Below are 13342 nucleotides of genomic sequence, written 5' to 3'. Positions count from 1 at the left end.
ATGACGAAACAGCCACGCAAACAGCGAAAACGGTCGGAGACCGCGCCGCTCCACGAGCGGCAGAACCAGGTCCGAGCCACCCTCACGGAGGACCTCCGCGAGGAGTACGGACAGCGCAACGTCCGCGTCAACGCCGGCGACACCGTCGAGGTGCTTCGCGGCGACGCGGCCGGGACGGAGGCGGAAGTCGTCGCCGTCGACCTGTCCGCGGAACGGATCACCGTCGAGGACGTCACCGTCGAGAAGGCGGACGGGGAGGAGGTTCCCCGCCCGATTCCGGCGAGCAACGTCCGGGTGACCGAACTGGACCTGGACGACGAGCGCCGGGAGGCGCGGCTCCAGGAGGATAACGAATGACGCGACATCAGAAGCGACTGGCAGTACCGAACTCCTGGCCGGTCGAGCGAAAGACGAACACGTTCACCGTCAAGGCCGGCGCCGGCCCGCACGGTGAGGCGGGCGTTCCGCTCGTCGTCCTGCTGCGGGACGTGCTCGGCTACGTCGACTCGACGAAGGAGGCGCGCTACGCGCTGAACAACGACTCGGTCCTCGTCAACGGGGACGCGGTCTCGGACGAGCAGCGTCCGATCGGGATGTTCGACATCCTGGCGTTCCCCGAGCGCGGGGAGTTCTTCCGCGTCTTCCCCGACGAGGGCGGTCGGCTCGCGCTGACCCCCGTCGACGAGGAGGCCGCGGGCAGCCGGCTCGGGAAGATCACGAACAAGTCGATCGTCCCCGGCGGCGCCGTCCAGCTGACGCTCCACGACGGAACGAACGTGCGCGTCGACACGGACACGCCGTACGACACCAAGGACTCGATCGTCGTCGACAACGAGACCAAGGAGGTCGTCGCCCACTTCGAGTACGAAGAGGGCGCGCTCGTCACCGCCGTCGCCGGCCAGCACGCCGGCCGGATCGGCGAGGTCGACGACATCGACGTGACGCTCGGCTCGGGCTCGAACACGGTCTTCGTCGGAGACGACGAGGACGGGTACGAGACGGTCGAGGAGTACCTCGTCGTCATCGACGAGAACTTCACCGGCGACGACGCCGACGAGGCGGGTGATTCGGATGAGTGAAGCCGAGAGCGCGTCCCACGAGATGCGCGAGCCGTACCTCGAGAAGGTCGTCGTCCACATGGGCGTCGGGCAGGGCGGTGAGCCGCTCGCCGACGCCGAGGAGATCATCGAAGAGATCACGGACCAGCAGTCGGTCCGGACCACCTCGAAGCGCACCATCGCCGAGTTCGGGATCCGCAAGGGCGACCCGATCGGCGTCAAGGTGACGCTGCGGGGCGAGGACGCGCACGAGTTCCTCGCGACCGCGCTCGACGTCACCGAGATCTCTCGGAGCCAGTTCGACGACACTGGCAACCTGAGCTTCGGGGTCGAGGACCACACCGACTTCCCGAGCCAGGAGTACAACCCCAACATCGGCATCTACGGGCTCGACGTGACGACGACGATCGTCCGGCCCGGCTACCGCGTGTCGAAGCGGGACAAGGCGACGGCGTCGATCCCCGCGAAACACCGGATGACAGTCGAGGACGCGGCCGCGTTCCTCGAGACCAACTTCGACGTAGAGGTAACGGAATGAGCGAAGCGAACAACGACACGGGCGAACACGCGGCGAAGCGCACCGACTCCCGGCACACCTGCCGGCGGTGCGACCGCGAGCAGGGGCTTGTCGGCAAGTACGACATCAACCTCTGCCGGCAGTGTTTCCGCGAGGTCGCCCGAGACATGGGATTCGAGAAGTACAGCTGATCATGACAGGAAACGATCCATTCACCAACGCGCTCGCCGGCATGGACAACGCCGAGAGCGTTGGCCACCTGTCGTACACGGTTGAGCCCGCCTCCAACATCATCGGCTCCGTCCTCGAGGTCCTCTACGACCGCGGGTACGTCGACGGCTTCGAGTACGTCGACGACGGGAAAGCCGGGAAGTTCGAGGTCGAACTGAAAGGCGCGATCAACGAGTGTGGCGCCGTCAAGCCCCGCTACTCCGCGGGTGCGGACGAGTTCGAGAAGTGGGAGAAGCGGTACCTCCCCGCCCGTGACTACGGGACGCTCATCGTCACGACGAGCCACGGCGTCATGAGCCACTACGAGGCCCGCGATCAGGGCATCGGCGGCCAAGTGATCGCATACGTCTACTAACAATGAACAGAGTCGAAATCGAGATTCCGGACGACGTCTCCGCCGAGACCGACCACCTCGAACTCACCGTCGAGGGTCCCAACGGGAGCGTTACGCGACGCCTCTGGTACCCCGACGTCGAGGTCACGGTCGAGGACGGTGCCGTCGCGATCGCCTCCGAGAACGAGGACGCGAAGACGAACGCCACGGTCGGCACCTTCGAGAGCCACGTCGCCAACATGATCCACGGCGTCACCGACGGATGGGAGTACACGATGGAAGTGTACTACGCCCACTTCCCGATGCAGGTGACCGTGGAGGGCGACGAGGTCGTCATCGAGAACTTCCTCGGCGAGCGAGCACAGCGACGCACCCCGATCCGCGGGGACACGGACGTACAGGTCGACGGCGAGACGGTCACGCTCTCGGGCTCCGACAAGGAGGCCGTCGGGCAGACCGCCGCCGACATCGAACAGCTGACGAAGGTGACCGACAAGGACACGCGCGTCTTCCAGGACGGCGTGTACATCGTCGAGAAGCCCACCGGAGGTGCCTAACCAATGGCCGAAGAACTGGAAGACATCAGCGGTGTCGGTCCCTCGAAGGCGGACGCCCTTCGCGAGGCCGGCTACGAGACGGTCGAGGACGTGAAGGCCGCCTCCCAGTCGGAGCTCTCCGAGGTCGACGGCGTCGGCAACGCGCTCGCAGCGCGCATCAAGGCCGACGTCGGCGGGCTGGAGGTCGACGAGGAGGCGGACGCGGAGATCGAAGACGAGACGGAAGAGGAGGAGGCCGACGAGGCCGACGCCGACGAGACCGTCGAGACGGAGCTTCGCCCCCGCGGTCACGCCGACAAGACGCCGGCGCTGGACGACGAGACCGCTCGCGCGCTCGCACAGAAGCACCGCGAGGGGAAACCGCAGTTCAACCGGCAGGACTACCACAAGAAAAAGCGGATCCCGACGTCGTGGCGCAAGCCGCGCGGCGGGCTCTCCAAGCAGCGCCGCCGCATGAAGGCGAAGGGTCCCGTCGTCGAGGCGGGGTTCCGCTCGCCGAAGGCGTCGCGCGACCTGCACCCGAGCGGCTTCGAGGAGGTCCGCGTGCACAACACGGACGACCTCGAGGGCGTCGACGGCGACACGCAGGCGGTGCGGATCGCCTCGAAGGTCGGCGGTCGCAAGCGCGAACTGATCGAAGACGAGGCGGAGGAGCGCGAGATCCGCGTGCTGAACCCGACCTACGTCGAAGTGGAGGTCGACGACGATGAGTGACCTGAAAGCACAGAAGCGGCTCGCCGCGGACGAGTTAGACGTCGGCAAGGGCCGCGTCTGGCTCGACCCCGAGGCACAGGAGGAGATCGAGGACGCCATCACGCGAGAGGACGTCCGCGAGCTCATCGAACAGGGCACGATCCGCGCGAAGGACGCGAAGACGAACTCCCGCGGACAGGCCCGCGAGCGCGCCGCGAAGCGCTCGTACGGACACAAGTCCGGCGCCGGGACCCGGAAGGGGAAGGCCGGCGCGCGACAGAACACGAAAGACGACTGGAAGGCGCGGATCCGCGCGCAGCGCGCCCGCCTGAAGGAGCTCCGCGACGACGAGGACGTCCTCGACGCCACGGAGTACCGCACGCTCTACAACAAGGCGAGCGGTGGCGAGTTCGAGGACGTCGCGCGGCTGGAGGCGTACATCCAGACGCAGTACGGTTACGAGGTGACAGAGTAATGGCGACAGGACCACGATACAAGGTGCCGATGCGGCGCCGCCGCGAGGTCCGGACGGATTACCATCAGAGGTTGCGCCTGCTGAAATCGGGCAAGCCTCGCCTGGTCGCCCGGGTGAGCAACGCTCACGTCAGGGCGCAGCTGGTGACTCCCGGACCCGACGGCGACGAGACCCACGCGGCCGCCTCCAGCGAGGACCTCGCTGAGTACGGCTGGGACGCCCCCACGGGCAACCTCCCCAGCGCGTACCTCACCGGGTACCTCGCGGGCGCCCGCGCCGTCGACGCCGGCCTCGACGAGGCCGTGCTCGACATCGGGCTCAACACGGCGACGCCCGGCAACAAGACGTTCGCAGTACAGGAAGGAGCGATCGACGCCGGCCTCGAGATCCCGCACAACGACGGCGTGCTGGCCGACTGGTCGCGTACGCGAGGCGAGCACATCGCCGCGTACGACGAGCAGCTCGACGAGCCGCTGTACGGCGGCGAGTTCGACGCGGCCGACGTACCCGAGCACTTCGACGACGCGCTCGCGACAATCCAGGAGGACCATGAGTAGACACAACGACGGCTGGGAACCGCGGACGCGACTCGGCCGCAAGGTGCAGAACGGCGACATCTCGTCGATGGAACAGGCGCTCGACTCCGGCCTCCCGCTGAAGGAGGCGGAGATCGTCGACCAGCTCCTCCCGGGGCTGGAAGACGAGGTGCTGGACATCAATATGGTCCAGCGCATGACCGACTCCGGCCGCCGCGTGAAGTTCCGCTGCGTGGTCGCCGTGGGCAACCGCGACGGCTACCTCGGCTACGCGCAGGCCCGGGACGACCAGGTCGGCGGCGCCATCCAGAAGGCGATCGACGTCGCGAAGCTGAACATCATCGAGGTGGACCGCGGCTCCGGCTCCTGGGAGGACCAGCCCGGCGGCACCAACTCCCTGACCCGCACGGCGAAGGGGAAGGCCGGCTCCGTCACCGTCGAGATCAAGCCCGCCCCGCAGGGGCTGGGCCTCGCGGCCGCGGAGACGGTCCGGAACATCCTGGAGCTCGCCGGCGTCGAGGACGCCTGGACGAACTCCGACGGCAACACCCGCACCACCGTCAACCTCGCGAAGGCGACGTTCAACGCCCTGGAGAACGCGGCGCAGTCCCGCACTCCGCAGCACGCGCGCGAGGTCCACTACGACGAGGTGAGCGAGTGATGCAGGCGATCGTGCAGCTCCGCGGCGACGTCAACCTCGAGTACGGCGTCGAGGACACGCTCGACATGCTGAACGTCGGGCGCGTCAACCACGCGACGTTCGTTCCCGAGACGGATTCGTACCGCGGCATGATCACCAAGGTGAACGACATCGTCGCGTTCGGGGAACCGAGCGTCGACGCCGTCGCGACCACCATCGCTCGTCGCGGCGAGCCCCTCGAGGGCTCCGCCGACGTCGACGACGAGTGGATCGACGACAACACCGACTACGCCGACCTGGAGGCGCTGGCCGAGGCGCTCGTCGCCGAGGAGACGACCCTGCGCGAGCAGGGGCTCTCCCCGACGCTGCGGCTCCACGCGCCCCGCGGCGGTCACGAGGGCATCAAACACCCCGTGATCGAGGGCGGCGAGCTCGGCAAACACACGACCGAGGAGATCGACAGTCTCCTGGAGGCGATGCGATGACGAGCAAGAAACGTCGACAGCGCGGGTCCCGGACCCACGGCGGCGGCACGCACAAGAACCGGCGCGGCGCCGGTCACCGCGGCGGCCGCGGCGCGGCCGGCCGCGCGAAACACGAGTTCCACAACTACGGACCGCTCGGCAAGTACGGCTTCAAGCGCCCCGAGGACGCGCAGACGGAGGTCCTCGAGGTCAAGGTCCAGAAGCTCGACGAGGACGCGGCGCTGTACGCCGCGGAGGGCCTCGCCGAGGAGGACGGCGACGCGTACGTGGTCGACGCGCGAGACGTCGTCGACGACGGCCACGACGCCGACGTCGTGAAGGTGCTCGGCGGCGGACAGGTCCGCCGCGAGCTCCGCGTCACCGCCGACGCGTTCACCGCCGGCGCGGTCGAGCTGATCGAGGAGGCCGGCGGCGAGGCGACGCTCTCCGAGCGCGCCGAGGAAGCCGCTGCCGAATCAGAAAACACTTCAGACGACGAGACTGACGAGGCGTAATCATGAGCTGGAAGGAGGCCGCCGAACCGGTGCTCTCGCGGATGCCCGTCGTGGAGCGACCGGCGGGTCACGTCCCGTTCAGACGGAAGCTCACGTGGACGGCCGGCATCCTGGTCGTCTACTTCTTCCTGACCAACATCAACCCGTTCGGGTTGGCCGTCGGTCAGGGGTCCGACTTCTTCGGGCAGTTCCGGTCGGTACTCGCCGGCTCGTCCGGCTCGCTGTTGCAGGTCGGTATCGGACCGATCGTCACGGCGTCCATCGTCCTCCAGCTGTTGGGCGGTGCGAACCTGCTGGGGCTCGACACGGACGACCCGCGGGACCAGGTCCTGTACCAAGGCCTCCAGAAGCTGCTGGTGATCATCGTGACGGCGCTGACGGCGGCGCCGATGGTGTTCACGGGGCAGTTCCTGCCCGCGGACCCGGCCGTCGGACAGGCCCTCGGTATCGGGACGTTCGGCGTTAAGTCGCTGATCTTCGCGCAGATCTTCGTCGGCGGCGTCCTCCTCCTGTTCATGGACGAGATCGTGAGCAAGTGGGGCGTCGGCTCCGGCGTCGGGCTGTTCATCATCGCGGCGGTGAGCCAGCAGATCGTCGGCGGCTTCTTCAGCTTCTCCGCGCTCGGCGCGCCCGGCTTCTTCGCGAACTGGTACTCGATCGCGACGGGCGGCACCCAGCTGGGATCGCCGTTCACCTCGGCCGGTCTCGAGTCGCTGCTGTTCGAGCCGGGGAACATCCTCGCGCTGTTCACGACCGTGTTCATCTTCGGAATCGTCGTCTACGCGGAGTCCGTCCGCGTCGAGATTCCGCTCTCGCACGCCCGCGTGAAGGGCGCTCGCGGCCGCTTCCCGGTGAAGCTCATCTACGCGTCCGTCCTGCCGATGATCCTCGTGCGCGCGCTGCAGGCGAACATCCAGTTCGTCGGCCAGCTCCTCTCCTCGCAGTGGGCGGGGATGCCGTCGTGGCTCGGGGTGTACGGCGAGCAGGGACAGCCCACGTCCGGGCTGTTCTACTACCTGAACCCCATCCAGCAGCCGGAGCAGTGGATGTGGTTCCGCGGCGCCGCGACCGGCGAACCGTGGATGATCGCGGTCCGGCTCGCGATCGACCTCACCTTCATGATCGTCGGCGGGGCGATCTTCGCCATCTTCTGGGTCGAGACGACCGGGATGGGTCCGGAGGCGACCGCGAAGCAGATCCAGAACTCCGGGATGCAGATCCCCGGCTTCCGACGGAACCCGCAGGTCGTCGAGAAGGTGATGGAGCGGTACATCCCGCAGGTGACCGTCATCGGGGGCGCCCTCGTCGGGTTCCTCGCCGTGATGGCGAACCTGCTCGGCACCATCGGCTCGGTCTCCGGCACCGGACTGCTGCTCGCGGTCTCGATCACGTACAAGCTGTACGAGGAGATCGCTGAGGAGCAGCTGATGGAGATGCATCCGATGATGCGCCAGATGTTCGGCAACAAGTAACAGTCGCTCCCGCTTCTCGCGGTTTCTTTCTCAGCGCGTTCGCAGCTACCGCTCCGTCGAGCGGACTCGCTCCGCGGCGGCTTCGAGCGTTCGGAACCCCTCGCTCGAGTAGGCGATGACCCGGACGTCGGTCAGCGTCGTCGGCTCGTGCGCGTCGATCTCCTCGCAGACGGTCTCGGCACCCGCCTCGAAGCCGAGGCCGGCGGCGCCGCTTCTCATCTGCAGGCCGGTTCCGACGGCGTTCACGAGCGCGTCCGCGCGCTGTTCGGCGATGTCGCCGCGGATGACGTCGAACTCCACACGCGACGCTTTCGTCGGCGATCCGGTAACGCTAACGGCCGGATCGGTCCGCGAGAACGGGAGGGGCCCCGTGAGTAAGCCATATTACGTTCTGGAGGTTACGTCGCGGCATGACGATCGTTCGACGATACGCTCCGGTGCCGATCGGAGCGGAGGGCGGCCCCCCGTGAGCCACCACCTTGACGAGATCGACCGGCAGATCATCCACGCGCTGATGTCGGACGCGCGGAACACCTCCGCGCCGATGATCGCGGAGGAGATGAACGTCTCCGCGGGAACGGTCCGGAACCGGATCGAGCGCTTGGAGGAGGCGGGCGTGATCCGCGGCTACACGGCGATCGTCGACTTCGAACAGGCCGGCGGACGACTCACCTCGGTGTTCATGTGTACCGTTCCCGCGGACGAGCGAGAGCGGCTGGCGCTGGCGGCCCGGTCGATCCCGGGCGTCATCAACGTCCGGGTACTGATGGCGGGACGCCGGGACCTGCAGGTGGTCGCGGTCGGCGAGGAGACGAGCGACCTCCGCGAGATCGCGCGGGCGCTCTCCGGGCTCGACATCCGCATCGAGGACGAGGAGCTGCTCCAGACGGAGCTGCACACGCCGTACGCCCGGTTCCTCGCGGACGACTCCCAGGAATCGGTGGTCACCGACACCGTCACGCTCGCCGACGGGACCGCCGTGATCGAGGTGTGCGTCACCGACGACGCGCCGATCGTCGGCCTGTCGCCGACGGAGGCCAGCGCCGACGGGCTCCTCTCCGACGACACCATCGTGACGTCGATCGAGCGCGACGGGTCGATCATCCACCCGGTCGACGACACGACCATTCGACCGAACGACGTGGTGACCGTGCTCCCGAAGGGTGCGTCCGCGGACGACGCCCTCCGGGCGTTCCTCGCCGACGGGGACGAGACCCCACCGGCGACGTCGTGAGCCGCCTCCGTTTATTGTTCCGGGCGACCAACCGTCGCCCATGGCAGACACGATTCTGGTTCCGCTCGAACTCCCGGACCCGGAGCCGCTGTCGCCGGTGTTGATCGAGGACCTCTCGTCGCTCGCGGTCGTGGTGCTCGGTCACTACGACCTCCCCGAGCAGACGCCGGCCAGCTCCGCCCGCGAGCAGTTCGGCGAGGCGGCGCAGGCCACGCTCGACGAGATCGCCGACTCGTTCGCCGACGCCGGCGCGTCCGTCCGGACGCGGCTGGTGTTCGGGAAGGACCGGGCGGCCGCGATCCGACAGGTCGCGACCGAGGAGGGGTGCGCCGCCGAGCTCGACCCCGCCCCGACGGAGGGGATCGGCCGGATCCTCGTGCCGATCCCGGACGTCGCCGAGTTCGATCGCCTCCCGGCGTTCATCCGGATACTGAGCGAGGACACCACTCAGCAGATCACGCTGTTCCACGTCGTCGAGGGCGAGGAACGCCGCGAGGCGGGGGAGGCGATCGTCGCGGAGACGCGGGACCGCCTGATCGAGGACGGGTTCGACGCCGAATCAGTCGACACGTTGGTCGTCGAGGGCGACGAACACGACGAGGAGATCCTCCGCGTCGCGGTCGACTACGACGCCGTGGTGATGTACGAGCCGGAGTCGAGGCTCGGCGACCGCGTCTTCGGCTCGCTGGCGGACCGGATCGCCGACGAGACCGGGGATCCGGTGATCCTCGTCAACCGCGACTACTGATCCTCTCGGGCGGCGGCCCCGGTCGGTCCGTCGCTCCCCGCCGTTCGTCACTCCGGTTTCGTCGAGGCGACCCCGTCGTCTTCCTCGTCGCGACGAGCCCGGAGGATCGTCCCGATCGCTCCGGTCCGGTCCGTCCTGGACCGCCCGTACGCGAGGTAGACGAGCGCGCTTCCCGCGATTATGGCGACGGCTCCGAGGATCGGAACCGTTCCCATCTGCGTGAGCAGCGCGATGCCGGCGAGAAAGCCGAACACTTGGACGAACGGGTAGCCGGGAGCGGTGAACTCCGGCTCGTAGGAGGGGAGGTCCGCCACGCGGAACGCGACCAGCGCCATGTTCTCGAAGGAGAAGACGAGGATCTGGAACGCGCTCGCCAGCTTCGCCAGTTCGATCACGGGCACGAACGCGATGAGCAGCATCAGCACGATTCCGGTGAGCAGCACGGCGTTCCGCGGGGTCTTGAACCGCTCGTCGATCGTTCGCAGCGCGGGCGGTAGGAGGTCGTCGCGGCTCATCGCGAGCGGGAACCGCGAGGAGGAGAGCACGCCGGCGTTCGCCATGCTCGTGAGCGCGACGACGGCGACCACGGAGATGAACAGCACTCCGGCGCCGCCGAGGAGCGCGCCAGCGCCGTCCGCCATCGGCGTGAGCGACGCCGTCCCGCCCGGACCGCCGGTCGTTAGCACGTCCGGGTCACTCAGCCCGATGATCGCGCCGACCACCCCGATGTACAGGAGCGTCATGATCGCCATGGAGCCGAGCATCGCGCGCGGGAGGTTCCGCCCGGGGTCTTTCACCTCCTCGGCGACGCTGGCGATCTTCGTGACGCCCGCGTACGAGACGAAGACGAAGGCGGCGGCCGTGACGACGCCGACGTTCCCGTGCGTCCTGAAGGGCGCGTACCGCGCCGTGTCGGCGACGAATCCCGCGTTGACGACGTACGCGAGTAGCCCCGCGACGACCAGCGTGACGATGACCGCCTGTATCTGCCCGCTCATCTTCGTCCCCGAGACGTTCAGGGCGACGACGAAGGCCGCGAGCGCCAGCGCGACGTACACCACCGCCCCCTGCGAGAGCGGCGCGAACAACAGCAGGTACGCGCCGAGTCCGACGAGCGCGAACGAGCTTTTGAACACCAGCGAGAACCACGCCCCGATCCCGGCGATCGTCCCGAACAACGGCCCGAGCGCCCTGTCGATGTAGAGGTACGTCCCCCCGGATTCCGGCATCGCCGTCGCCATCTCGGCCTTCGACAGCGCGGCCGGTAACACGACGAGCGCGGCCAGGACGTACGCGAGGATCACAGCCGGCCCGGCCTTCTTGTACCCCAGTGCCGGCAGCACGAAGATCCCGCTGCCGATCATCGCGCCCATGCTGATCATCATCGTCGGATACAACCCGAGACTCCGATCGAGATCGTCCTGGCCCATGCGTCCGTCATCTGGTAACGGCCGTTCCGGTTTAGGCCTTCGGGATGCTCAAAATCACCGGGTCGAAACTACGGATTCAACAACCGCCGGTCGTCGGAACCGGCCCGCCGCGCCACCGACCGTTACGAATCGCTCCGCTGGTCTTCGTCTTCGTCTTCGTCTTCGTCCGACTCCTCGACCTTCTCGCCCACCGTTTCCTCGACCTTCTCGCCGACGGTCTCTTCGACGGTTTTCTCGACGGTCTCCTCGACCTTCTCGCCCACCGTTTCCTCGACCTTCTCGCCGACGGTCTCTTCGACGGTCTCTTCGACGGTTTTCTCGACGGTCTCCTCGACGGTCTCCTCGACCTTCTCGCCGACCGTCTTCTCGACCGTCTCGCCTACTGTTTCCTCGACTTTCTCGCCGACGGTCTCTTCGACGGTTTTCTCGACGGTCTCCTCGACCTTCTCGCCGACCGTCTTCTCGACCGTCTCACCCACCGTCTCCTCGACGGTCTTCTCGACGGTCTCGCCGACGGTCTCCTCGACCTTCCCCGACACCTCCTCGCTGACGGTGTCGCTGACGTCGTCGGCGACCTCGCTGACCTCCTTGTTGACGGTGTCGCCGACGGTCTTCTCGACGGTCTCCTCGACTTTCTCGCCGACCGTCTTCTCGACTTCCTTGCTGACGGTCTCGCCGACGCTCTTCTCGACCTCCTTGCTGACGGTTTCGCCGACGGTCTTCTCAACTTCCTTGTTCACCGTGTCGCCGACGGTCTTCTCAACTTCCTTGTTGACGGTGTCGCCCACGCTCTTCTCGACCTCCTTGCCGACCTGGTCGGCGACCTCCCGCGTCATCCAGTCGGGGTCGAACCGGGCCATCTTCCAGACGACGTGGACCACGTAGGAGGCGAACACCCCGATCCCGAACGCGACGCCGACGTCGTTCACGTTCAGCGTCGCGATGAGGACGATCGATAAGACGATCAGCGCGCCGTACGCGAGGTCGGTGAGCGCGTCGACGCGGGCCGGACTCACCATCGCCGATCCGCCTCCGCGGTCGCGTCGCGGTCGCGCGTCGGACGGCCGTCCCGGTCTCGGTTGAACGTAGCGTACATCAGTGTGTGTCCACATATCCGCGGTGACGGGCTAAAAGCCCCGCTTCATGGTCGCCACGTTCCGACCGGACGCGAACGGCGCGTCGGGGGCGGTCACCGGCGGAGCGCGGTCCTTTTGTGCCGGATGGCCGAAACCGAGGCATGGACATCGAGGAGGGCGGTCTCACCGTCTCCGTCCCCGAGGCCCGCGACGGGGCCAGCGAGGGCACCGGCGGCGGGGTCTTCTTCAACCCGACCCAGGAGCTGAACCGCGACGTCACGGTCGCGGTGCTGCGCGCGTACCGCGAGCGCGAGCCGCGCGCGGCCTCGTACCTCGACGCGATGGCGGCCTCCGGGATCCGCGGGGTCCGCGCCGCCGCCGAGGGGTACGACGTCACCTGCGCCGACGTCGATCCCGACGCCGTCGACCTCGCGGCCGAGAACCTCGCCGCCAACGACCTCGACGGCGAGACGGTCCACCGCAACGTCAACGCGCTGTTGTACGAGGACGTCTTCGACGTCGTCGACCTCGACCCGTACGGGACGCCGATCCCCTTCGCGGACGCCGCGCTCGCGAACGCGCGCAATCTCGTCTGCGTCACGGCGACCGACACCGCCCCCCTCTGCGGCGCGCACCTCAACAGCGGGATCCGGAAGTACGGCGCCGTCCCGCGCAACACCGACTACCACCCGGAGATGGGGCTCCGGACGCTGATCTCCGCGCTGGTGCGCACCGCGGCGCGCTACGACAAGGCGGCCCGCCCGATCGTCTCGCACGTCTCTCGCCACTACGCGCGGACCTACCTCGAACTGGAGTCGGGTGCGCAGGCGGCCGACGCCTGTATCGACGAGCTGGGGTACGTCGACAACTGCGAGGACTGCCTCTGGCGCGAGCCGACCCGCGGGCTGATCGCCGACCCGGTCGAGGCCTGTCCGGTCTGCGGGAGCGACCGCGTGCTCACGGCCGGGCCGCTGTGGCTGGGGCCGGTCGCCGACGCTGACTTCGCCCGCGCCGTCCGCCGTCGCGTCACCGACGACATGGGCGAGGCGAAGCGCGCCCGCAAGCTGCTCGGGACCGTCGCCCGCGAGCTCGACACCCCCACGCATTACGACCAGCACCGGCTGTACAAAGAGTGGGGCGAGCCCGCCATCGGCATGGACGAGTTCGTCGACCGACTGCGGGGGGCCGGCCACGAGGCCAGCCGCGCCCACTACCGCGGCACCGCGGTCAAGAGCACGGCGTCGATCCCCGAGATGCGGTCGGCCGTTCTGGACGACGCGGCCTGACGGCTCTCGCGCTCGCTGTCGACGCGACCGACCGTCTCGTCACCGACGCCGACACCCGCCCCGCTTTTGTCGCCAT

General features: G+C 68.1%; 19 protein-coding genes. 16 read left to right on the top strand and 3 right to left on the bottom strand.

Annotation, left to right across the window (positions count from 1 at the left end; genetic code table 11):
- The 13 genes from rplX to secY are packed head-to-tail and all read left to right on the top strand — an operon-like array spanning position 1 to position 7492.
- A complete protein-coding gene (gene rplX, locus FGM06_RS05725; RefSeq protein WP_144798168.1) occupies positions 1-357 on the top strand; it encodes a 50S ribosomal protein L24 in 357 nt (118 codons plus the stop codon).
- Positions 354-1079, top strand: a complete 726-nt coding sequence (locus FGM06_RS05720; protein WP_144798167.1) for a 30S ribosomal protein S4e — start codon at positions 354-356, stop codon at positions 1077-1079. Before rplX ends, FGM06_RS05720 begins: the two co-directional genes overlap by 4 nt.
- Entirely contained in the window at positions 1072-1596 is a 525-nt protein-coding gene (locus FGM06_RS05715; RefSeq protein WP_144798166.1) for a 50S ribosomal protein L5, read from the top strand. Before FGM06_RS05720 ends, FGM06_RS05715 begins: the two co-directional genes overlap by 8 nt.
- Entirely contained in the window at positions 1593-1766 is a 174-nt protein-coding gene (locus FGM06_RS05710) for a 30S ribosomal protein S14 (protein WP_004597423.1), read from the top strand. The genes FGM06_RS05715 and FGM06_RS05710 overlap by 4 nt, the downstream gene beginning before the upstream one ends.
- Positions 1767-1768: 2 nt before the next feature.
- Positions 1769-2161 (top strand): 30S ribosomal protein S8, encoded by a 393-nt coding sequence (locus tag FGM06_RS05705; RefSeq protein WP_144798165.1) that lies wholly within the window; start codon positions 1769-1771, stop codon positions 2159-2161.
- A gap of 2 nt (positions 2162-2163) precedes the next feature.
- Positions 2164-2697, top strand: a complete 534-nt coding sequence (locus FGM06_RS05700; RefSeq protein WP_144798164.1) for a 50S ribosomal protein L6 — start codon at positions 2164-2166, stop codon at positions 2695-2697.
- A gap of 3 nt (positions 2698-2700) precedes the next feature.
- Positions 2701-3411 carry a 50S ribosomal protein L32e gene (locus tag FGM06_RS05695; RefSeq protein WP_144798163.1) on the top strand — a complete coding sequence of 237 codons (711 nt, stop codon included), beginning with the start codon at positions 2701-2703 and terminating at the stop codon, positions 3409-3411.
- Complete coding sequence (locus FGM06_RS05690) at positions 3404-3865, top strand: 50S ribosomal protein L19e (protein WP_144798162.1); 462 nt, start codon at positions 3404-3406, stop codon at positions 3863-3865. The genes FGM06_RS05695 and FGM06_RS05690 overlap by 8 nt, the downstream gene beginning before the upstream one ends.
- The gene (locus FGM06_RS05685; protein ID WP_144798161.1) at positions 3865-4422 is read left to right on the top strand and encodes a 50S ribosomal protein L18; all 558 of its coding nucleotides are present in this window, start codon (positions 3865-3867) and stop codon (positions 4420-4422) included. Before FGM06_RS05690 ends, FGM06_RS05685 begins: the two co-directional genes overlap by 1 nt.
- Positions 4415-5062, top strand: a complete 648-nt coding sequence (locus FGM06_RS05680; RefSeq protein WP_144798160.1) for a 30S ribosomal protein S5 — start codon at positions 4415-4417, stop codon at positions 5060-5062. The genes FGM06_RS05685 and FGM06_RS05680 overlap by 8 nt, the downstream gene beginning before the upstream one ends.
- On the top strand, positions 5062-5526 hold the full coding sequence (locus FGM06_RS05675; protein ID WP_144798159.1) for a 50S ribosomal protein L30: 465 nt from the start codon (positions 5062-5064) through the stop codon (positions 5524-5526). Before FGM06_RS05680 ends, FGM06_RS05675 begins: the two co-directional genes overlap by 1 nt.
- Positions 5523-6020, top strand: coding sequence for an uL15m family ribosomal protein (locus FGM06_RS05670; protein WP_144798158.1), 498 nt, complete (start codon positions 5523-5525; stop codon positions 6018-6020). The genes FGM06_RS05675 and FGM06_RS05670 overlap by 4 nt, the downstream gene beginning before the upstream one ends.
- Before the next feature lie 2 nt (positions 6021-6022).
- Entirely contained in the window at positions 6023-7492 is a 1470-nt protein-coding gene (gene secY, locus FGM06_RS05665; RefSeq protein ID WP_144798157.1) for a preprotein translocase subunit SecY, read from the top strand.
- A 45-nt stretch (positions 7493-7537) separates the two neighbouring features.
- On the opposite strand, the gene FGM06_RS05660 is transcribed toward secY, so the two are convergent.
- A complete protein-coding gene (locus FGM06_RS05660; RefSeq protein ID WP_144798156.1) occupies positions 7538-7792 on the bottom strand; it encodes a macro domain-containing protein in 255 nt (84 codons plus the stop codon).
- 166 nt (positions 7793-7958) lie between these two features.
- Between FGM06_RS05660 and FGM06_RS05655 the strand changes: the two genes are divergently transcribed.
- Together FGM06_RS05655 and FGM06_RS05650 are read left to right on the top strand one after the other, a co-directional pair.
- Positions 7959-8726, top strand: a complete 768-nt coding sequence (locus FGM06_RS05655) for an Lrp/AsnC family transcriptional regulator (RefSeq protein ID WP_144798155.1) — start codon at positions 7959-7961, stop codon at positions 8724-8726.
- A 40-nt stretch (positions 8727-8766) separates the two neighbouring features.
- A complete protein-coding gene (locus FGM06_RS05650) occupies positions 8767-9474 on the top strand; it encodes a universal stress protein (RefSeq protein WP_144798154.1) in 708 nt (235 codons plus the stop codon).
- Positions 9475-9521: 47 nt separating this feature from the next.
- Here FGM06_RS05650 and FGM06_RS05645 read toward each other — a convergent pair whose 3' ends face one another.
- Both FGM06_RS05645 and FGM06_RS05640 read right to left on the bottom strand, forming a co-directional pair.
- A complete protein-coding gene (locus FGM06_RS05645) occupies positions 9522-10904 on the bottom strand; it encodes an APC family permease (RefSeq protein WP_144798153.1) in 1383 nt (460 codons plus the stop codon).
- A 122-nt stretch (positions 10905-11026) separates the two neighbouring features.
- Positions 11027-11923: a hypothetical protein gene (locus tag FGM06_RS05640; RefSeq protein ID WP_144798152.1), complete on the bottom strand. Its 897-nt coding sequence runs from the start codon at positions 11921-11923 to the stop codon at positions 11027-11029.
- Positions 11924-12141: 218 nt separating this feature from the next.
- Between FGM06_RS05640 and FGM06_RS05635 the strand changes: the two genes are divergently transcribed.
- Positions 12142-13266 (top strand): tRNA (guanine(26)-N(2))-dimethyltransferase, encoded by a 1125-nt coding sequence (locus FGM06_RS05635; protein ID WP_144798151.1) that lies wholly within the window; start codon positions 12142-12144, stop codon positions 13264-13266.
- Positions 13267-13342 lie beyond the last annotated feature (76 nt).

This window comes from Halorubrum depositum, from assembly GCF_007671725.1.
Taxonomy (GTDB): Archaea; Halobacteriota; Halobacteria; order Halobacteriales; family Haloferacaceae; genus Halorubrum; species Halorubrum depositum.
This window is presented reverse-complemented; position numbering and strand designations above follow the sequence as displayed.